The sequence below is a fragment of the Sporomusa sp. 246TCP1 genome (genome assembly GCF_057319775.1).
Map to the genome: position 1 here is coordinate 5,124,762 of NZ_CM170492.1, position 22,606 is coordinate 5,147,367.

13 protein-coding genes are annotated in these 22,606 nt (G+C 45.4%); all 13 read left to right on the forward strand.

Features of this window, described 5'->3' with window-relative positions; translation table 11 throughout:
* The first annotated feature begins 105 nt into the window (after window positions 1–105).
* Complete coding sequence (locus AC1ECB_RS24300; RefSeq protein ID WP_485666198.1) at window positions 106–1,266, forward strand: glucose-1-phosphate adenylyltransferase; 1,161 nt, start codon at window positions 106–108, stop codon at window positions 1,264–1,266.
* Window positions 1,267–1,375: 109 nt separating this feature from the next.
* Window positions 1,376–3,322 carry a 1,4-alpha-glucan branching protein GlgB gene (glgB, locus tag AC1ECB_RS24305; RefSeq protein ID WP_485666199.1) on the forward strand — a complete coding sequence of 649 codons (1,947 nt, stop codon included), beginning with the start codon at window positions 1,376–1,378 and terminating at the stop codon, window positions 3,320–3,322.
* Entirely contained in the window at window positions 3,295–4,500 is a 1,206-nt protein-coding gene (locus AC1ECB_RS24310) for a glucose-1-phosphate adenylyltransferase (RefSeq protein ID WP_485666200.1), read from the forward strand. Before glgB ends, AC1ECB_RS24310 begins: the two co-directional genes overlap by 28 nt.
* A 28-nt stretch (window positions 4,501–4,528) precedes the next feature.
* The gene (glgD, locus tag AC1ECB_RS24315) at window positions 4,529–5,653 is read left to right on the forward strand and encodes a glucose-1-phosphate adenylyltransferase subunit GlgD (protein WP_485666201.1); all 1,125 of its coding nucleotides are present in this window, start codon (window positions 4,529–4,531) and stop codon (window positions 5,651–5,653) included.
* Window position 5,654: 1 nt separating this feature from the next.
* The gene (gene glgA / locus AC1ECB_RS24320; RefSeq protein WP_485666202.1) at window positions 5,655–7,103 is read left to right on the forward strand and encodes a glycogen synthase GlgA; all 1,449 of its coding nucleotides are present in this window, start codon (window positions 5,655–5,657) and stop codon (window positions 7,101–7,103) included.
* A gap of 81 nt (window positions 7,104–7,184) precedes the next feature.
* The gene (locus AC1ECB_RS24325) at window positions 7,185–9,626 is read left to right on the forward strand and encodes a glycogen/starch/alpha-glucan phosphorylase (protein ID WP_485666203.1); all 2,442 of its coding nucleotides are present in this window, start codon (window positions 7,185–7,187) and stop codon (window positions 9,624–9,626) included.
* Between the two features lie 19 nt (window positions 9,627–9,645).
* The gene (locus tag AC1ECB_RS24330) at window positions 9,646–13,146 is read left to right on the forward strand and encodes a bifunctional glycogen debranching protein GlgX/4-alpha-glucanotransferase (RefSeq protein WP_485666204.1); all 3,501 of its coding nucleotides are present in this window, start codon (window positions 9,646–9,648) and stop codon (window positions 13,144–13,146) included.
* A gap of 275 nt (window positions 13,147–13,421) precedes the next feature.
* The gene (locus AC1ECB_RS24335) at window positions 13,422–13,811 is read left to right on the forward strand and encodes a response regulator (RefSeq protein ID WP_485666205.1); all 390 of its coding nucleotides are present in this window, start codon (window positions 13,422–13,424) and stop codon (window positions 13,809–13,811) included.
* Between the two features lie 32 nt (window positions 13,812–13,843).
* Entirely contained in the window at window positions 13,844–15,823 is a 1,980-nt protein-coding gene (locus AC1ECB_RS24340) for a methyl-accepting chemotaxis protein (protein ID WP_485666206.1), read from the forward strand.
* Between the two features lie 271 nt (window positions 15,824–16,094).
* The gene (locus AC1ECB_RS24345) at window positions 16,095–18,680 is read left to right on the forward strand and encodes a PAS domain S-box protein (RefSeq protein WP_485666207.1); all 2,586 of its coding nucleotides are present in this window, start codon (window positions 16,095–16,097) and stop codon (window positions 18,678–18,680) included.
* 11 nt (window positions 18,681–18,691) lie between these two features.
* Window positions 18,692–20,179, forward strand: a complete 1,488-nt coding sequence (locus AC1ECB_RS24350; RefSeq protein ID WP_485666208.1) for a sigma-54-dependent transcriptional regulator — start codon at window positions 18,692–18,694, stop codon at window positions 20,177–20,179.
* A 282-nt stretch (window positions 20,180–20,461) separates the two neighbouring features.
* Window positions 20,462–21,883 carry an HD-GYP domain-containing protein gene (locus AC1ECB_RS24355; protein WP_485666209.1) on the forward strand — a complete coding sequence of 474 codons (1,422 nt, stop codon included), beginning with the start codon at window positions 20,462–20,464 and terminating at the stop codon, window positions 21,881–21,883.
* A 290-nt stretch (window positions 21,884–22,173) separates the two neighbouring features.
* On the forward strand, window positions 22,174–22,602 hold the full coding sequence (locus AC1ECB_RS24360; RefSeq protein WP_485666210.1) for an RrF2 family transcriptional regulator: 429 nt from the start codon (window positions 22,174–22,176) through the stop codon (window positions 22,600–22,602).
* The last annotated feature ends 4 nt before the right edge of the window (window positions 22,603–22,606 follow it).

Below are 22,606 nucleotides of genomic sequence, written 5' to 3' on the forward strand. Positions count from 1 at the left end.
TGCATTATGCGAGGCAGGCGCTTTTTTATATATGTTCTATATTTGGCCTCTTCTGCATAAACTGGTTGTATCCGCCATAGGGTCAATTATTAAGGAGGGGACATTTTGAGGAATAAAGAATGGATTGCAATGGTGTTGGCTGGAGGGCGGGGCACACGGTTGGGCGTGTTGACAAAGGCAGTAGCCAAACCCGCCGTCCCATTTGGCGGTCAATACCGCATTATTGATTTTACTTTAAGCAATTGTAAAAATTCCGGAATAGATACTGTAGGCATCTTAACTCAGTATCAGCCGCTTACCCTGCATGCATACATTGGAAATGGTGCCGGCTGGGATCTTGACTGCAAAGGAGGGGGCGGAGTACATATGTTGCCGCCATATGCCGGCGCAACGGGCGGTGAGTGGTATACAGGCACCGCTGATGCGGTGTATAAAAACAGAGAGTTTATTGATCATTTTGAGCCACAATATGTAGTGGTGTTATCAGGTGACCATATCTATAAGATGGATTATAGTGTCATGCTTGAACAGCATAAGCTGAGGCAAGCAGATGTTACGGTTGGCGTATTGGAAGTGCCCTGGCGGGAAGCTAACCGATTCGGAATTATGGAGACAACGGCTAGTGGCCGCATTATTGATTTTGTCGAAAAACCCTATTATCCCAAGGGAAATCAGGCATCTATGGGTGTGTATATTTTTACCTGGAAGGTGTTAAAACAATATTTGATTAAGGATGCGGCCCAGGTGAGTTCCAGTCATGATTTTGGCAAAAACATTATTCCGGCCATGTTAGCCGCTGGTCAGCGCATGTATGCTTACCATTTTAATGGCTACTGGAAAGATGTTGGGACACTAGCTAGTTATTGGGAAGCTAATATGGATTTGTTGGGGGATTCGCCGAAAGTAAAACTTGACGATGCGGCCTGGCCGGTGTACTCACCGCGGCGGAGTCTGCCGCCTCATTTTCATGGTGCTATGGCCAGAGTAAGCAGTTCTTTAATTGCCGGAGGAGTCACTATTCTGGGAGAGGTAGAAAACTCGGTTATTTTTCCCGGAGCTTATATTGGGGATGGAGTTAAGGTAAAAAATAGTGTTATTATGCCTGGTGCCAGGATGGAGCAAAACGCGAGTGTTGACGGTGCTATAGTTATTCCCAATACTGTAGTTACTGCCAGGATGAGTGGCGAGGAGAATAGCGGTATTATTCAGGTTGTCGCCCAGTCAACAACCCAAGAGGCTGTGGTACAGGTTAGTCTGGCGGTATAAAATATAGTAATACAATAGAAATGCAAATAATTAACAGGAAATATGTATATTAATAGAGAAACGTATAAAGGAAATAACAGTTACTATAGATGATAAAGGATGATAAACAATGACTGCTGCTTGTTTTAGTGATCAAGAGTTGTACTTGTTTCATGAAGGTACTCTGCAACGCAGTTACCGCCTGTTGGGGGCACATGTGGCAGCGGATGGACATGGGGTACGCTTTGCCGTATGGGCGCCTAATGCGCAGGCCGTTTGGGTTATTGGTGATTTTAACAATTGGGATGGCAGTAGACATGGAATGGAAAGAATCAGCACCTGCGGTGTTTGGGGCCTGGTTATTCCTGAAGTTAAAGTCGGCGATATCTATAAATATGAGATTATTACTGCTGAGGGCGAGATATTGCATAAGGCAGATCCCTATGCATTTGCTGCCGAAATCAGACCTAAGACAGCTTCAAAGGTGGTCTGCCTGGCTGGTTATACCTGGCAGGATGCGGCCTGGCGGGAAAATAAGTCCAAGCAGTCTCTTTACGAACAACCTATGAATATTTATGAAGTGGATTTGGGTTCATGGAAACGGGACAGTGATCGCCTGCGGCTGTCCTACAGGGAGCTAGCGCCGGAACTAGCCGACTATGCCGCTAATATGGGTTATACCCATATTGAACTGTTGCCTGTGGCAGAGCATCCTTTTGACGGGTCATGGGGCTATCAGGCTACAGGCTACTATGCGGTTACCAGCCGCTACGGTCCGCCAGAAGATTTTATGTATCTGGTAGACTGCTGTCACAGGCGGGGAATTGGGGTTATTCTGGACTGGGTCCCCGGGCATTTTTGTAAAGATGCCCATGGCCTGGCAGCTTTTGATGGTACAACACTCTATGAATATGCTGATTCGAACCGGAAGGAAAATCGCGGCTGGGGTACGCTGAATTTTGATCTTGGCCGGCCTGAGGTTATGAGTTTTCTTATTTCTAATGTGCTGTTTTGGATGGAACTATACCATATTGATGGTATTAGAATTGATGCTGTTGCCAACATGCTATATTTGAATTATGGGAAAGAAGACGGAGAATGGACACCGAATTGTCATGGCGGCACAGAAAACCTGGAGGCTATCAACTTTTTACGACGACTCAATGAAACAGTTTTTGCCAGCTTCCCGGCGGCCTTGGTAATTGCGGAGGATTCAACAGCCTGGCCGCTGGTTACTCATCCCACTCATCTGGGTGGGCTTGGCTTCAACTTTAAATGGAATATGGGCTGGATGAACGATATGCTGCGTTATATGGAGCTAGATCCGCTGCAGCGCCAGTACCATCATAATTTAATAACTTTCTCTTTTATGTATGCGTTTTCAGAAAATTTTGTATTGCCTTTATCGCATGATGAGGTGGTTCATGGCAAGCGGTCGCTGCTTGATAAAATGCCGGGTGATTATTGGCAGAAGTTCGCTAATTTGCGGGCTTTTTATGCCTACATGATGGCTCACCCGGGTAAAAAGCTGTTATTTATGGGTGGAGAATTTGGCCAGTTTATTGAATGGAATTACCAGGATAGCCTGGATTGGCATTTGTTAGACTATGAAATGCATGGTAAGCTGCATAACTATGTCCGGGATCTGAATCATTTTTATTTAGAAAACCCGGCAATGTGGCAAAATGACCGGGATTGGCGGGGATTTTCCTGGATTGACTGTCAGGATTGGCAGCAGAGTGTCCTGGTATTTAAACGGCAAGGACTGCAGGCAGATGATTTTATTATTGCGGTAGTAAACTTTACACCAGTTGTTCGGCTAGAATACCGGATTGGTGTGCCCGAGGCCGAGTATTATCTTGAGGTACTTAATAGCGATAGCTTGATTTACGGCGGTTCTGGTCAAGGTAATACCGGCAAAAGGGTGCCGGTTGCAGTGGCTTGCCATAACCAGTCGAATTCGTTGGTTATTACGTTGCCGCCGTTGGCGACGATATATTTTAAGCCGATAGGCTGCCGGAAACAGTATGCCATGGGGAGTGAAGCACTTTGCGCAGTAAAGAATGTGTTGCCATGATTTTGGCTGGCGGTCAGGGAAGTCGCCTCGGAACTTTGACCAAAAAACTGGCCAAACCCGCAGTACCATTTGGCGGTAAGTATCGAATTATTGATTTTCCTCTAAGTAATTGTTATAACTCCGGGATTAATACGGTCGGCGTGCTTACCCAGTATCAGCCGCTCGCGCTTCATTCCTATATCGGAATTGGTAGTGCCTGGGACCTTGACCGGCGGGATGGCGGTGTCTACGTATTGCCGCCTTATGTGCGGGAAAAGGGGGGTGAATGGTATAAAGGGACCGCTGATGCCATATTCCAAAACATTAATTTTATTGAGATGTTTAATCCTGAGTATGTACTAATATTGTCAGGTGACCATATCTATAAAATGGATTATTCGCATATGATTGATTACCACAAAGCCAAGCAGGCTGATGTTACGATTGCCGTTATTGCAGTGCCTTGGGAGGAAGCCGGCCGGTTTGGTATTATGAATACGGCTACAGATGACCGGATTGTTGAATTTGAGGAAAAACCAAAGAAACCTAAGAGTAATCTAGCTTCGATGGGTATATATGTATTTAGCTGGGCAGCGTTGCGCTCCTATTTGACTGCCGATGCTATTGATACTAAATCCAGCCATGATTTCGGCAAGGATGTTATCCCACAAATGCTTGCCGGTAATGAGCGGTTATGCGCCTATCATTTTGGCGGTTATTGGAAAGATGTTGGTACAGTGGAAAGTTTCTGGGAGGCCAATATGGATCTTCTCAGCGATGAGCCTGCCTTGGACTTATATGACCCGGATTGGCGGATTTATTCGGTAAGCCCGGCCCAACCCCCCCATGTGATTGCCGATACGGCAAGCGTAGTTTGTTCGTTGATTAGTGAAGGCTGCCAAGTTCTGGGGCAGGTGGAGAACTCAGTATTATTTCCTGGGGTGTTTATTGGAGAAGGTGCAATAGTTAAAGATTCCATTATTATGCCTTATGCGTCAATTGGTGCAAACACCATAGTTACTAAAGCTATTATTGGACGAAAATCAAGGGTTGAAGCCAATGCGCAGCTGGGGGTAAATCAGCTGGAACAGGATGCCAGTAACTGGTTTTCCGGCATAACATTGATCGGCGACAACCTGACAATTAGCAGAGAGACCAAGATTCGGCGTAATGTGCTGCTTGCCGGTCGTAATTCCTAGAAAGCAGATAGCGTTAGGGGGGGTAAGCTTGTTAAAGAATACGATGGGTATTATCAATTTACACGAAAGTCATGAGTCATTCCGGGAGATAACCAAGCATCGTCCGCTTGCGGCCATTCCTTTTGCCGGGCGTTATCGGTTAATAGACTTTGTGCTATCTAATTTCATTAATTCCGGGATAACGAATGTTGGCATTTTATCTGCCGGCAATTCCCGCGCACTTTTCGACCATATCCGCTCTGGTAAGGAGTGGGACTTGGCCCGTAAGCGGGATGGTTTATTTTTATTGCCTTCCTGGCAGACTGGCAATGTGCAAGGGGCATTTCCCAATGATTTAGCTGACTTTTTCAGTAATCTTGACTATATCAAAAGCAGCCGTCAGCGTTTTGCCCTGCTCTCAGGCAGTCGGGCGGTTTGTAATATTAACTACGAGGCTGCCTATAATTACCATCTTACGAAAGCGGCTGATATAACAGTATTATACAAAGAATATAGTAGTGCTGAGGCCAAAGGCTTATCTGAGGCTACTATGCTTGAGACTGACAGTGATGGCAGGGTTGTTGATATGGAGGTATGTCCGGTGAATCCCCGCAGCAATAAATTGTCACTGGAGATGGTTATTTTGGAACGGCAGCTGCTGGTGGATCTGATTGATGCCAGCGTGTCAAGGGGCGGGACTAATTTCACCCGCGATTGTATTATGAGAGATATGGAAAACCTCAAAATTTATGGATTTCCCTTTACTGGTTATTTGGCCCGTATTGACTCTATGCAAAATTATTTTGACCATAGTATGAAACTCTTGACCCCGAAAATATGGCAGGAGATCTTTTTTGCCCATGGCTCTATTTATACTAAGGTAAAAGATGAAGCGCCGGCAAAATACCAACGGGATGCGATGGTTAAATCGTCGCTGGTAGCCAATGGTTCAGTTATAGCGGGTAAGGTTGAAAATAGTGTTTTGTTTCGGGGTGTCAAGGTGCATAAAGATGCCCGGGTCACAAACAGTATTGTCATGCAAAAGGGGGAAATTGGCCCAGGTGCAGTTATTGAGAATGTAATCTGTGATAAAGATGTTAAAATTACAGCAGGCAAAAAACTCAAAGGAGAATTAAATCACCCGATTGTGATTGAAAAGGGGACAGTGATTTAATATGCTAAATGTACTATTTGTGGCATCTGAAGCAGCGCCATTTGCTAAAACGGGTGGCTTGGGTGATGTAATTGGTTCTTTGCCCAAGGAACTGAGTAACCAGGAGATTGATGTTCGGGTCATTATGCCTAAATACAGTGCTATCCCTGCCGGGTTTGCGGAGCAGATGGTACAAAAGGCAATCCTTACCGTACCTGTGGGCTGGCGCCAACAATATACCGGGCTGTTTGAACTTGCGCATCAGGGGGTTACCTGGTATTTTGTCGATAATGAGTATTATTTTAAGCGTGACAGCCTGTATGGTCATTACGACGAGGCCGAGCGTTTCGCCTACTTTTGCAGGGCAGTACTAGAAGCATTGCCTCAGTTGAATTTTATACCTGATATTATTCATTGTCATGATTGGCAGACAGGGCCGCTGGCAGCCATGCTCAAGCTGCAGTATCTTGCAAGAGCCGAATATGCAGCAATCAAAACAGTATTTACCATCCATAACTTAATGTACCAGGGGATTTTTTCGGGTGATATACTGAATGATTTGCTTAGTTTACCAAACAGTGCCTTTACAGCCGATGGCCTGGAATTTTACGGACAGGTGAATTATTTAAAAGCCGGGCTGGCCTTCAGCGATGTTGTTACCACTGTCAGTAAGTCGTATGCCGAAGAGATACGGCAGCCGTATTTTGGCGAAAATCTGGATGGGTTCCTGATTAAACGGCAAGCTGACATTTATGGTATTATTAATGGCATTGATTATGAAGTATATAATCCGGCTGGCGATCCAGATATTTATAGCAACTATACTTGGTCGGACAGTAGTAAACGGCTTGACAACAAGCTTAAGCTGCAAAGAGAGTTAGGATTGCCTGTAGACAAGCATATTCCGCTTATTGGCATTGTCTCCCGTCTGGTAGCATCGAAGGGTTTGGATTTGATTGCACATGTCATGGAAGAATTGTTAGCTCTTGATGTACAGGTGGTTGTACTGGGAACAGGGGAAGAGCGTTATGAGAAATTGTTTCGTGATGCAGCTTGGCGTCATCCGGCTAAGGTAGCGGCAAATATTTATTTTTCGGATACGTTAGCCCACAGGATTTATGCCGGCTCAGATTTGTTTTTGATGCCTTCGCGGTTTGAACCATGTGGCATTGGTCAAATGATTGCTCTTAGGTATGGAAGTATACCCATTGTGCGTGAGGTGGGCGGCCTTAGGGATACTGTTATTCCTTTTAATTTAGAAACAGGGCAGGGTAATGGTTTTGTCTTTACCAACTATAATGCGCATGAAATGCTCTGGGTAGTTGAGCAGGCGGTAGAATTGTACCAGGATAAAACACAGTGGCATAAGTTAATAAAAAATGCCATGCGGGCTGAGCATAGCTGGCAACAATCAGCTAGCCAGTATTGTCAGCTTTATGAGAAGTTAACAGGGAACAAGGCTGTACTGTAACGTGAGCTGGTAAAGAATTTTCAGGTGCTTTTTATGCGTTGGAGATGGGGACTGGAGTTGATTTACGAGGGGGATGGATCAATGTTTGAATCGAAAGAGCAGTTTAAACAAGCGTTTATTGAGAAAATCCAGACTCTGTTTGGGCAAAGTCTGGAGGAATCGTCAACTGCTGCTAAGTATGAAGCCTTGAGCACGCTGATTCGCGAGATTATTAGCAAACGTTGGTATCAGTCCAATCAACAATACAGCATTAGTAAAGAGAAGCAAGTGTATTATTTCTCCATGGAATTTTTGCTCGGACGACTGCTGGGCAGTAATTTGTTTAATTTGGGGATAACTGAAGTCTGCTGTCAGGGACTCCAAGAATTAGGTATTGAGTTAACCGAGTTGGAAGCAGTAGAGCATGATGCGGGGCTTGGTAATGGTGGGTTAGGTCGCCTGGCTGCCTGCTTTTTGGACTCGATGGCATCATTGCATTTGCCTGGGCATGGCACTGGTATCCGTTTTCGCCATGGGATGTTTGAACAAAAAATTGTCGACGGCTATCAGGTAGAACTGCCTGATAACTGGCTACGGGACGGCTATGTTTGGGAAACGCGCAAGGTTGACCGTGCAGTAACCGTTAAGTTTGGCGGCAATGTTCATATGGAGGAACAAGGCGGGCGGCTTATTGCTATTCATGAAAACTATGAGCGAGTGCTGGCCGTACCGTATGATGTGCCAATTGTTGGTGCCAATTGTAATACTGTCAATACCTTGCGTCTATGGAGCGCGGAAACCAATAATTTTGACTTTTCCTCGTTTAGTAAAGGCGATTTTTTAAAAGCGGTGGAAGAAAAATATTCATTGGAGGCCACCTCGCAGATTCTCTATCCTGATGATAATTACCCTGAGGGCAAAACGCTCAGGCTAAAGCAACAGTACTTTTTTGTTTCCGCCGGTTTGCAAAGCATTGTTCGGCGCTACAAACGGACCCATGGCGGGTCTCCGGCTGATTTGGCCAATTTTCATAAAAAAATAGCTATTCATATTAATGATACTCATCCGGCACTGGCAGTTCCGGAGTTAATGCGCATCTTCATGGATGAAGAGGGCTTGGGATGGGATCAGGCTTGGCACGTGACTCGAAATACGATATCTTATACCAATCATACTATTTTGCCGGAAGCGCTGGAAAAATGGCCGATTGAACTTGTTAAGACATTATTGCCGCGAATGTATATGATAATTAACGAGTTGAATGAACGCTTTTGTGCAGCTCTTTGGCAAAAATATCCTGGCGATTGGGAGCGAATCCGGGGAATGGCACTTATCGGTGACGGCTATGTACATATGGCGCATTTGGCGGTTGTTGGCAGTTACAGTGTTAACGGTGTGGCCGAAGTACATAGTAATATCCTCAAAAATGAAGTTATGGCACCCTTTCATGCTTATTTCCCTCATCGCTTTACGAATAAAACGAATGGCGTTACCCATCGCCGCTGGTTGGCCAAGGCCAATCCTCAGCTTGCGGCACTGATTACCGCGACCATTGGTCCGGGCTGGATGGCCCATCCTGACGAACTGGCAAATTTGCATCGCTTTGCGTATGACTGTGCTTTACAAAAGGAGATAAAGGCTGTTAAGCAGGCTAATAAAGAACGGCTGGCTAACTATATCCAGGCGAAAATGGGCATAACTATTGACGTAGATTCTATTTTTGACGTGCAGGTAAAGCGTATTCATGCCTATAAGCGGCAGACCCTGAATGCCCTCCATATTCTTGATTTGTACAACCGCCTTAAAGCCGACCCCGGGCTTGACATTGAACCGCGTACGTTTATTTTTGCGGGTAAGTCGGCTACAGGCTATTATCTGGCCAAACGGATTATTAAGTTTATCAATACATTGGCTCAGGTTATTAATAATGATCCGGCTATTGATGGCAAAATCAAGGTGGTTTTTTTGGAAAACTACAGTGTTTCCCTGGCTGAGCTTATTATTCCGGCGGCCGATGTCAGCGAGCAGATATCAACAGCCAGTAAAGAGGCCTCAGGCACCGGTAATATGAAGCTGATGATGAACGGAGCTATTACGATTGGTACGCTTGACGGTGCGAATATTGAGATTAAAGATGAGGTTGGTGATGACAATATTGTTATTTTTGGTCTGACCGCAGAGCAAGTGATGAACTATTATAAATTTGGCGGTTATAATGTCCTTGATGTATATAATAACAATCCCCGGCTTAAATTGGCAGTGGATCAATTAATTAATGGTTTTCTGCCAGTTAGCCCGGATGAGTTTGACAGTATTCATCACTCACTCATGCGTACCAATGATGAATATTTTGTATTGAAGGATTTTGCAGATTATGCGGCTGCGCAGGAACGGATTAATAGCCTGTATAGCAAGCAACGCTGTTGGCAGGCGATGGCCATTAACAATATTGCTTTTTCCGGCCGGTTTGCCAGTGATCGTACGGTATCGGAATATGCTATTGGTATTTGGAAGATTAAGCCGGTAGTTATTAGAGAAAATTAAATCTGGAGGTAGACCGGGAATGAATGAGTACTGGATACTGCATGACTCCCACAACACGGATTTTCGCAGCCCCTTTGGGGCTGTTTCTTGTCATACAGAGATCACGTTAAGACTGCTTATTGCCGGGCCGCAGCAGCCTGCTTCGATACTTGTAGATGCTGTGCAACTGCGGCTGTGGCAGGACGGTCTTGGAGAAACTATCATTGACATGCGGGTTAGCAAAAAACAGCAGGACCGGTGCTTATATGAGGCTGTTTTTCTTGTTCCGGCTGTACCCGGCGTTCTTTGGTACTACTTTATTGTCAGGCAGGGCGGACAAATTTCTTACTATGGCAATAATGCTGAAGAAACAGGCGGTGTGGGGCACATTGCCGCTAGTCCGCCTCCTTCCTACCAGATTAGCATATACCTTCAGGGAACAGCTACGCCTGGCTGGTTTAAGCATGCGATCGTCTATCAGATTTTTGTTGACAGATTTTATAATGGGCTGGGTGAAGTTCTAAACCCTCGTCCGGGTAGTCTCATTCATGCCAATTGGCAGGATACGCCAATATATACCCGCGATATGGATACTGGTGCTATCCTGGCCTATGATTTTTTTGGCGGCAATCTGGCCGGGGTTATCTCCAAGCTGCCTTATCTGGCTGAATTGGGCGTAACGGCCATTTATTTTAACCCGGTATTTGCGGCGCCCTCGAACCACAAATATGATACAGGCGATTATCACAGTATTGATCCCATGTTTGGCGATAATGACGTATTTACCCAGTTGTGTGCTAAAGCCAGGGAGCAGGGCATTGCTATTATTTTAGACGGTGTATTCAGTCACACTGGCAGTGACAGTATCTACTTTAACAAGGAAGGCACTTATGGTGCAGTTGGCGCATACCAGTCTCCGGAGTCTCCGTACTACTCCTGGTACAAATTCAGTGAATACCCGGATAAATATGAGTCCTGGTGGGGAGTAGATAATCTGCCCAATGTTAACGAGGAAGATGAATCCTACCAACAGTTTATCATTGGGGCTCCTAATAGTGTGCTTAAACAATGGCTTACGATGGGGGTAAAAGGCTGGCGACTGGATGTAGCCGACGAGCTGCCAGAAGGTTTTTTGAAAAAATTTTATAAAACACTCAAGCAAACCGACCCGGAAGCCGTGCTAATTGGCGAGGTGTGGGAGGATGCTTCCCGCAAGGTGGCTTACGGTCAGCTACGGCAGTACTTTAATGGCACTGAACTGGACAGTGTGATGAATTATCCCTTCCGCCAGCTTGTACTGGATTTTATGCTGGGGAAGAAAGAAGGCCAGGCTGTGCAGCGTGAGCTATTTAGCTTGTATGAAAATTACCCGAAAGAAAATTTTTATGCCACTATGAATATTATCGGCAGTCATGATGTGCCGCGTATCCTGACACTGCTGGCCGAGGCACCGCCTGAGGGCAGTCAGAGCAAGCTTGGCACCTTTAAACATAAGCTTTCACCTGCAGAGCGTGAACTGGGGATTGCCAGGCTCAAACTTGTCGTATTGTGGCAAATGACCTTTCCGGGAGCGCCCTGCGTCTATTATGGGGATGAAGCCGGACTTGAGGGATATAGCGATCCGTTAAACCGTCGAACCTATCCCTGGGGACAGGAGCAGGCGGACCTGGTATCCTGGTATAAGCTGGTAATAGGGCTTCGCCGTCAATATATGGTATTGCGGACAGGCGAATGGCTGCCGCTGCTAACAGAGTGTGATGTGTTCGGCTATGTGCGCCGCATCCGGGGCGGGCAGGATGTTTTTGGCGAGTTGGCAGCAGATAATACGGCTGTTATTGTGTTTAATCGCAGCCGACACCAGTCAGCCAGTGTCCGGCTTGACACCATGGCGTGGTTTGCCGATCAGGATCAGATTGTGGATCTGTTGACTGATGAAAAAATACCATTGCCAGATAACCGGGAGTTGGAATTGGTGTTGCCGCCGCTGAGCGGCAGATTGCTAATCGCCAATCCTGATCGATCAGCAGAGCGGCAGCGGGTAAGTGGTGTATTACTACACCCGACGTCCTTGCCTTCACCATTTGGCATTGGGGATTTGGGTCCGACGGCGTACAAATTTATTGATTTTTTAGCAAACGCAAAACAACATATATGGCAAATTTTACCGCTAAATCCAGTCGGTTTTGGTGAGTCGCCCTATCAGTGTTTGTCGGCATTTGCGGGCAATCAATGGCTGATTTCGCCGGAAAAATTGCTGACAGCCGGCTGGCTGAGCGAACAAGAACTGATGCTAATAGACGTTAGCATGAGGGATTCCGCAAGTATTGATTTTTCCCAGGTTAAACATGGCAAAGAAACAGTTTTTCGTTTAGCTTTTGAACGTTTTAGACAGCAGGAAGAGACAACGGCCTATCAAAGCTTTATCCGGGCGTCCGGTGACTGGTTGCCGGATTATACGCTGTTTGCAGCCCTCAAAGGGCGGTTCAGGAGCTTGCCCTGGAACCAATGGGACAGTGATATCAGGCAGCGGGAAGCTGCGGCTATGGACTATTACCGGCAGGAACTGGCAGAGGAAATAGCCTATCAGTGCTTTTTGCAATTTGTCTTTTGGCAGCAATGGCAAGAGGTAAGAAGCTATGCCGGCCGCCAGGGAATCCGGCTGTTGGGCGATATGCCGCTATTTGTGGCCCATGACAGTGCTGATGTTTGGGTCAATCCGGAGCTGTTTCAATTGGATGGTATGGGAAACCCGGAAAAGGTAGCCGGTGTACCACCTGACTACTTCAGTGCTGATGGACAATTGTGGGGTAATCCGCTCTATGACTGGAGACAGCAGGCTAAAGATGACTACCTCTGGTGGCGGCGGCGCCTGGCGTGGCTGCTTACGCTGGTTGACAGTATTCGTATTGACCACTTTCGGGGCTTTGAAGCTTACTGGGAAATTCCTGCTGGTGAGCCTACGGCTGTCAAGGGCCGCTGGGTACCCGGGCCAGGTTCTGCTTTTTTTGCCGTACTGGAACGGTATCTGGGGAAACTACCATTAGTGGCAGAGGATTTGGGCAGTATTACGCCTGCTGTTAACCGACTAAAACATAAATTTAACTATCCAGGCATGAAGGTGCTGCAGTTTAGCTTTGGTGATGGTCATTCAGCACCGGAGTTTCCCCACAATACTGGCTTTAATACTATTGCATATACGGGTACCCATGATAATGATACTCTCTTAGGCTGGTATCAAAAACTGGTTAGTACTCAGCCTAAGCTGCAGCGCATTATTCTGGGGCATCTTGCCAGGCTGCATGCAGACGGCGATAAAAGTGACACCGGTGTGTGTTGGCAGCTTATTCGCCTAACCTATCAGAGTCAGGCAGATACAGTTATTTTGCCGCTGCAGGATGTGCTTGGCTTGGGCACATCCGCACGGATGAATACCCCTGGTACGGTGGGGTGTAACTGGAACTGGCGGGTGGAGCAGGGGCTGCTTACAGCTGAGGCCTCAGCTCGCCTGCTCAACTGGACAAGGCTTGGTGGTCGTGGGTAAGGTAACAGCATGGTGGATATGCAAATAATACCAACAAAAATTGCATAGGTATGCAATTTTTGTAAACACGTATTACCTGAAAATAGCGTATTTTCGGGTAATAGTGCTGTTTAGGGTTAATTTTCCCTGGCATGATTATTGCATAATAATTGAGCAGTATTGTTATATATAACGTGTTAAAGCTTTTTGCAGCAGGTGGTGCGTTGTCAATACATTTACCTGCACCTGCAAACTTGTTTAATGTGGAATATATAGAAATGGAGAGCGTGATATTCATGAATATATTGCTGGTTGATGATGATGCTGGCTCTTTGTTAGGCATGAAATTTGCAATTGAGATGATGGGTTATACCTGTGATGATTGTTTATCGCCGCTGGAAGCCATTGAGAAGTATTTTCCTGAACGTCATGATGTCGCAGTAATTGATTACCAGATGCCTGGTTTAAATGGTTTTGAGGTATTGCAAAAAATGCGAATCAAGAATCCTGCGCTAAAAGCCATTATTATATCTGGATGTATCAATATCAAGGCTGAGACTGAAGGTCAGCCCTATATTTTATTAAAGAAGCCGTTGGGAGACGACTTTTTTCAGGCGTTAAAAGAGATCGAGATAAGCAGTATGCAGGCAGGAACTATGCTTTCTTTGCGGGAAAATGTAGAGTGATATAAATTTTTGCAAAAAAAGGGGTGGATAGAATGAGTTTAAAAAAGAAACTTACGTTAATCTTTTCGGTATTATCTATAGTAATTCTTTTAGTGTCGTCAATCGCGGGTTATATGTTTACTAAAGAGCAAGTGCTTTCAGGAATTCAGGCAGAAATGACGTCAAGTGTAAATGCTCATGTAAACAAATTAGACGGTTGGCTTATTGGGAAAGCAAAAATGTTGGAAATAACAGCTAGTACGCTGCAAAGTTCAGTTGGTGACAACGAAATAAGCGTGCCCATGTTGGCCGGCTATAAAACTGTGGATAAAGAGATATCTGATGTATATTTTGCTTCGGTAGCAGGCCAGCTTGTGGATGGAAGTGGCTGGATTCCCCCTGCTGGTTATGACCCGCGTACCCGGAGTTGGTACAAGTCAGGCATCGCGCAGGAGAAACTTGTTTTTGGTGAGCCTTATTTGGATGGAGCAACTAAACAAATGGTGGTACCAGCGGTAATGCCCTACAAAGGATCGACAGGCCAGTTACGCGGAATTATGGCTCAGGATATCCAACTGCAAACACTTGTTGACAATATACAGAGTATCAACTTAAAGGGCCAGGGCTATGCCTATTTATTTGACGCCAAAGGCTTCATTCTGGCTCACCCGGACAAGGAGATAGTATCTAAGAATATCTTTGATGAGGACAAACTGAAAGATATGTCAGCCTATTTCAAAGAGATGATAGGTAAAGATCAGGGCTTTACCAAGTACAGTGAAAATGGTGAAGTTATGCTGGTGGTTTATCAGAAAGTGCCGTCAACAGGCTGGACTTTGGCAATCAATGTACCAGAGAAGATTGTTTTTAAACCGTTGGAACATTTGCAATGGTTGTTGCTGATGATAGCCATGATCGCTGTTATCCTAGTAGTTGCAGTTACTTTTGTGACAGTTAAGCGTATTGTCAATCCAATAGAGGTTTTGGCTGGTCAGGTGGATTTAGTAGCCGGCGGCGACCTTACTGTACAATCACAAATTGACGGTCAAGATGAAATTGGTAAGCTTGCGACTGGTTTTAATAAAATGGTGCATAATTTGCGAAATTTGATTGTACAAGTGAGTACTAATGCTGAACAGGTAGCGGCCTCGTCGGAAGAATTTACTGCAAGTGCCCAGGAATCGGCGCAGGCGTCCAATCAAGTGGCAGGCTCGGTAACCGAGATAGCTGCGGGTGCGGAAAAGCAATTGGCTGCGGTAGGACAGACTGCAAGTGTCGTGGAAAAGATGACAGCAAGTATTCAACAGGTGGGTGACGGGGCCAAACAAGCTGCGGCGACATCCTTACAAGCTGCAGAAAAGGCTAAAGAAAGCGGTACTTCCATTGGCAAGGCAGTTACCCAGATGGGGCTGATTGAAAAGACAGTTAATACATCGGCTGAAGTAGTTGCCGATTTAGGAGAACGGTCCAAAGAAATAGGGCAGATAGTGGACACAATCGCAGGAATAGCTGGCCAGACAAATTTATTGGCACTTAATGCGGCAATAGAGGCTGCACGGGCAGGGGAACAAGGTCGCGGTTTTGCGGTAGTGGCCGAAGAAGTTCGCAAATTGGCAGAGCAGTCCCAGGATGCAGCAAAAAAAATTGCTGATCTAATCGGTGAAATTCAGCGGGAAACAGCTAAAGCGGTTTCAGCCATGGACAATGGGACGCGTGAGGTTAGCCGGGGAGCAGTGGTTATAAACGTTGCCGGCATTGCGTTTCAGGAGATTGAGGAAATGGTCGTGCAAGTGTCAAATCAGATAGCCGAAATATCCACAGCCATGCAACAGATGGAAATTGGCAGCCAGCAGATCGTATCTTCCGTGAAGGTGATAGATGATCTGAGCAAAATGGAAGCAGGTGAAGCGCAGACAGTGTCGGCAGCAACGGAAGAACAAGCGGCATCGATGCAGGAAATTGCTGCATCAAGCCAATCCTTGGCGAAAATGGCAGAAGAATTACAACAGGCTGTTCGGCAATTCATAGTGTAAAATTAGAGCAATATTGTGCATGAATGAAGGAACATCAAAAATAATCGATGTAGCGGTATTGTGACCAATTTTAAGAACAAATAAAATAGGCGGGCGTACCCGCTTATTTTATTTGCAGACGCGATAATTGTGTTTTATAGTATATTTCAGGATGGTTTGCACGATTTTATGTTAAGTTTTTATCGCGGCGGACAGGGAATTATGCAAAGACTAGCGAAAATATGAAAAATACTAAGTGATAATACTGTAAGTATGAGGCTGGTGCGAAATAGTGGTAAAATGCTGGACTTTTGCAATTGTTTTATGTGTCGGGTTGTTTTGTATAATTAGTGTTGATAAGCTTTACTGCCAGCAGGAAACAGAACGCTACGCCTGGGTTTTAAATAGATTTACCGAACGGTTGGAGCAGTCATTGCAAGCTGAAGTAGACCAGGGCTTGCATATGGTAGAAGATGTGAAAATATTTCTGCCAATGAGAGAAAATCTTCCGGAGAAGGAGGCTTTTGCTAAGGTCGACTCAGTGCTTACGAATTATGCCGGCAACTATTATGTTGAGATACGTGCGGAAGAGGGAGAAGCGATATACAGCCTTAATCAGTTGGCGCCGCAGTCATCTGTCCGGGAATTTACCTTACCGGTTGCGGATACATGCTGGCAGGTAAAGGTTGGCTGGAGCACTTTGCCGCAGCCCAGTCCTTATATGCGCAGACTTATCTGGGGAGTAGGCGGTAGCACACTTATCCTATTGCTAATTTTTCTCAACAGTATGTTCCGCAGGCAAGAGTGGCTTACACAGGCAGTTATTGCAAAAACCAATGAATTTCAGCAAAAAAACCAACAGCTGGAATTGGAAATTTTGGAGCATGAAGAGACCGAGCGGGCTTTGCTTACAAGCGAACGCCGGCTGGCCGCACTGCTAGCCGCTGTTCCGGATATACTGCTCAGGGTTAGCCGGGAAGGAATTATTCTGGATGTTGAAGCCAATAAACAGGATGATTTGTATTTGTCGCGTGAGGAGCTATTGAATAGAAGCCTGGCTGAAGTTTTACCAGCTCGGCTTTTATTGGCTGATATATACGACAAGTTCGTAGAGCTAAGACAAAGCATGCTTGCAGGTGAAATGGCAACAGCAGAGTATCAATTGACAATTGATGGTATCAGGAAAGATTTTGAAGCCCGTTTGATAGTGAGCACGATGGATGAAATAGCAATTATCATTCGCAATATTACCGAAAAAAAGCAGGATCAAGTCTGTGAACGGATATTGATGCAATCTGCGGACAAAGTGCTGGGAGAGGCCAGCATTGAGGAAATCCTCAATTATGTCTGTGAGCAATTGGCCGCTGTTTTTGAAGTATCTCTGGCGCGGGTTATTTTAAAAGAGGCTGATGATACCAGTAAAATAAGTGCTGCAGCCGGGAAGCTGGCTGTAGCAGACGGGAGCAGCCGACTAGACTGTACTGCCACAGGCTGGCTGAGTGGATTAGCCATTCGGTCCGGCGCCATCCAGGTAACTCAATGTATTGATAAATTATCATGTTGGCAAGAAAAACTTCTGGCTGAATTACAGCTGGACAAGAATGTAATTCAGTCCGAGATTGCGTTGCCGCTCAAGCTGTCAGGCGGTTCGACAGGGGCATTCTACCTAATAAGTATGAGACCATATTATTGGGATGAGCGGATTGTGACCCGGTTGCAGAGTTTTTCTGATCAGTTGTCTATTGCCATTAATGCCGCCAGAGACCGTCAACGTCGCAGGCTGCTGACGGTCGGGCTGGAGGCAGCCGCCAACGCCATCGTTATTACTGATAAGGAAGGTAATGTAGAATGGATTAATCCGGCCTTTGCTGTGTTGACTGGTTATACAGAGAACGAGTCTCGCGGGCAAAACCTGATGTTGCTGTCAGGCTATCAGGATGAAGGCTTTTGTCAGCGCTTTTGGCAACAGCTAAATTCTTCGGCTGAGGCATGGCGGGGTGAGTTCGCCCACTACCGGAAGGATGGCAGTTTATATGAAGAGGTTATGAGCATTACACCTGTTCGGAATAATTACGGGGAAATAGTGAACTTTATTGCGATAAAAGAAGATATTACGGAACAAAAAATGGCGGCAGCAGCCATGGCTAAAGCCAACGAGGTAAGAGCTCAGGCTGAAAAATTGTCTTCACTGGGAACCATGGCGGCTGGTCTGTCCCATGAGATTAATCAGCCGCTTAACTCGATCAAAATGATCGCTAGTGGAATGGTTTATGCGTACTATAATGGCAAAGAGCGGCCGGTAGAAGATATTATGCGGAATATAGCTGAGATTTCCAATCAAGCGGATCGCATAAATAACATAATTATGCACATGCGGAGCTTTATCCGACGGGAAGAAAGCCAAGTCACTGTTTGCCATGTTAATGAAGCCATAGAGCAAGCACTGAAAATTATTGGCAGTCAATTAACGGTGCACGGCGTTAGGGTACACAGGGAGTTGGCTGAACAATTGCCCCTTATTTATGCTATGCCTACTGCGCTGGAAGAGATTGCAGTTAATTTGGCAGCTAACGCCATGCAAGCGATGGAGTCGGCTAAATGCCAGGATAAACAGCTTACGATCCGGACATGGTCAGACAAGAATAGTGTGTATATTAAAATTTCTGATAATGGTCCCGGCATACAGGCTGATCACAAAACCAAAGTGTTTGAGCCATTTTATTCTACCAAACCTGGCAGCGATAATCTTGGTTTGGGGTTATCAATAGTGCATTCTGTTGTTACCTCCTGCAAGGGAGCAATTAGCATTGTTTCGGGTGAGAATGAAGGAGCCGCATTTTTGATTACCTTTCCTGCTATTAGGGAAGAGGCCGATTAGGGGGTTAAATTATGGAAATATTGTTGGTAGATGACGATCAACATAGTCGGGCGGCAGTGGCCTGGTTTTTGCGCGAACAAGAGCATATGGTAATGGAGTGTGAGAACGCTGCAGAGGCGTTGGCTAAGTGGAAGCTGGCTGATTATCCGTTGGTGTTATCTGATATTCAAATGCCAGGCATGTCCGGGATTGAACTGGCCCAGGTTATTACTGAACAGCCGGATAGCTGGCGGACAGATGTTGTACTTTTTACCGGCTATGGAGATATGAAAACAGCGGTGGCAGCCTTGCGAGCCGGGGCTTATGATTATTTACTGAAACCTGTTGACGCCCAGGAGTTAGCGGCCATTGTGCAACGTGTGTCAGAACATCAGGCGTTATTGAGGGAGAATAAAGCACTGACCGAGAATTTTGACGCTCAGCTCCAATCTGCGACTAAGAATACGGAGCAAGAGTTAACCCGCATGCGCAAGATGGTCGCCGAGACGGTTATCGGCAATGTGGGTGTTTTTTCTGTAAGTATGCAGCAGGTGGCTGATCTTGCCCAGCGTTTTCACACCGATAGGGCACTGACTGTGCTGATTCAGGGAGAAACAGGTACAGGTAAAGAAGTAGTCGCGCGGATCATTCATTATGGCTCTAACCTAAAATCGCCGTCAGGGCCGCTTGTTGAGCTCAATTGTGCGGCCATTCCACATAATTTGTTTGAAACCGAACTCTTCGGTTACGAGGGCGGTTCGTTTAGTGGTAGTTCAAGTCGTGGGCAAAAAGGTAAGCTGGATGCCGCGGCAGGCGGGACGTTATTTTTGGATGAAATAGCCGAGATGTTGCCGGAAATGCAGGCCAAGCTGCTTAGAGTTCTTGAAACTAAGGAGTATTACCGTGTCGGCGGTTTGAAAAAAATCAAGGCCGATGTCCGCATTATCTGCGCTACTAATGTTGATCTTGAAAAAAAAATGGAAGAGGGGTTGTTCCGGCGCGATCTTTATTATCGTCTGAAAATTGGGCACATTGTTATTCCCCCCCTAAGAGACCGGCGGGAAGAGATTGTACCGCTCGCGAAAATGTTCCTGCGGGAGTTTGCCCAAACCAAAAGAAAAGGCTTTGCCGGCATTAGTTCTCAGGCTGGGGAGCTCCTGGAACAATGTGATTGGCCTGGCAATGTACGGGAATTGCGCAATGCCATGGATTGGGTGGTCTTTATGTATGACGATACTGAGCTGCAACCCTGTCACCTGGAAAAAGTGGTTCAAGGTAGTGCAATATCTTCTCAAGGTGGGAAATCTGCAGGCGCCACCACGGAAAAACAAGTGATATTGCCTTTGCCTGACGGAGGGCTGTCAATAAAGGAATATAATGACCTTATTATTCAGGCAGTTCTTGACGCACATAAAGGTAATCAGACGGCAACCGCCAAGTATTTGGATATGTCACTTCGGGCTTTATGTTATCGCCTGGAACAAATGCGCAATCGAAATGCTGGAAGAAAAGAAGAGTAAAGGTATCATTTTTTTGCATATCCGCCAATAATTGCATAGCAACTATTGGTGGATATGCAATTATTGGTATTAATAAAGGTAAGTTTGCCGGCAAAGTACCGATAGCGGTGAGACCTTGTTTTATTAATTTAGGTAGCGCGGTGGCTGTTTTTAAGAGGCTTCTTAGTTAGTCAACAAGGATTAACTGATTTTTGGCATGATATTTGCATGAATAAAAGACAACCGAAGTCCAATTTGAGAGCGGCTCTAGCCGGCTGCTTGCATAGTAAAGGGGTAAGGAGCATGAGGCGCATTCTCAAACGAAAAATAAATTACTATAGATTTGGTAATAGCAACTGGAACCCTCTGGCACATGCATCACTTTATTCCAAGCTGGTTATTATTTTGTTTCTGGTGTTTACGGTTACTGTTTTGGCTTTGACCTATCAGTTAGAAAAAAATATAGCAGACAGTCATATTGAACTGGTCAAAGATGAACTAAAGTCTATCGCCGCTATTACCGCAGTTTCTATTAACGGAGATTTTGTGGATGATTTGCGTGCACCTGAGCAGCAGAAAACCGAGCAGTATATTGCTATTAAAGGATTTTTCGCGCAACTTATGGAAGCCAATCAGAAAATAAATGATATCTATATTATGCGTAAAGGTGCAACAAATAAGGAACTGGTTTTTTTAGTAGATGCTGACCCGGACCCGGCTGAATTCGATGAGCTATATGATGCTGAAGTTGCGCCTGAAATGATTAGCGGCTTTAATCGGCCGGCGGTAGATGCTGAGTTTACCACCGATAAATGGGGCATGACGCTTTCCGGATATGCGCCAGTAAAAAACTCTCGCGGAGAAACGGTTGCCATTATAGGTATAGATTATGATGCCCGTAGTATCCAGGACGGGATTGGGCTGAGACAAAAGCAGATACTGTTGTACTCGTTGGTGAGTATGGTTATCATGCTATTCATTAGTCTGATATTGGCCAAAAGCATAATTGCCCGCCTAAACAGAGTAAAGCGGGCTGTTGATATTATCCTGGAGGATGAACGCCATACCACTCAATTTTACACGGAGAAGGATGAGGTCAATTTACTTGCCTCCCGGGTTAACAAATTGATTCAGAAGTTTACGGTAGAGAAAGAGCAAATACTTATTTCTATAATAATGACATTGGTTAATACCTTAGAGGTAAGAGATCAATATACACATGGGCATTCAACAGAAGTTGCTATGATGGCAACAGATATTATGGATAAAATGAATATGGATACTGAAGAGAAATTTATGATAAATTTTGCGGCGCTGTTACATGATATTGGTAAAATTGGCATTAAAGATACTGTTCTCAATAAAACAGGCAAGCTTACTGAAGCCGAGTTTGATATTATCAAGCAGCATACTGTTATTGGTGCGAAAATTCTGGAAGGGATCCCTTCGCTAAATCAGATTCAACAGATAGTAAAACATCATCATGAACGCTATGATGGAGGAGGGTATCCATCGGGGCTGGCTGGTCAGGATATTTTCCTTGGGTCAAGAATTATCGCGGTGGCCGATAGCTTTCAGGCCATGATTTCCGATAGACCCTACCGGAAGGGAATGTCACAAGTAGTAGCGATGGAGGAATTAGAGCGAAATAAGGGGACACAATTTGACCCGGAGATTGTAGATGTATTTTTGAAAATATGCAGGGCTAAGAAATATAAAATCTAGTAAAGAAATGCTGGTTTTGGTTCTGGAATTTTTAATGCCAGACATGGCATAATCGGATAACCGCAAGTGTTGTGGTTATTTTTTTACCCAACACACTACCTGCAGGGAATGCGGTAAACTTGTATATAATAGTTATAATAAAGCCTGTTAATAGCTTCGCTAATTATTTTCCATTAATACGATTTTCTAACAAATAGATATTGACAATCTCTGGTCGGAAGCAGTAAAATGAAATTGATAGTATACTAGTTCAGTATACATTCGCTATTGCGCTAGAAGGTGGTGGCATTGTGCAGCTTAATCAGGCTACAGATTATGCATTTCGAGTCGTATTATATTTGTCTGGGCTGCCGTTTGGGGAGGTGGCAAGCGGGATAACTATTGCTGAAAGTCAAACCATTCCGCGTCGGTTTTTACAAAAAATTATGCGGATGCTGGCCGCAGGTGGATTGGTAAAATCACACCGCGGTGCTGTAGGTGGATTTGCGCTGGCAAAGCGGGCTGAAGAAATCACACTCTATGATGTAATTATTGCCATGGAAGGATCGCTCGGTATTCATCGCTGCCTGGCCGACCGCAGCGCATGCAATCGCCATTGTGGTGAGGAATGTCCGGTACATCAGGCGCTGGCCGCAACGCAAGACCGGTTAGCTGCCGACTTAGCCAAGGTTACCTTTGCAGCATTGGCTGCTAAAACAAATAAATCTAGTAGGGGGTAAGAGC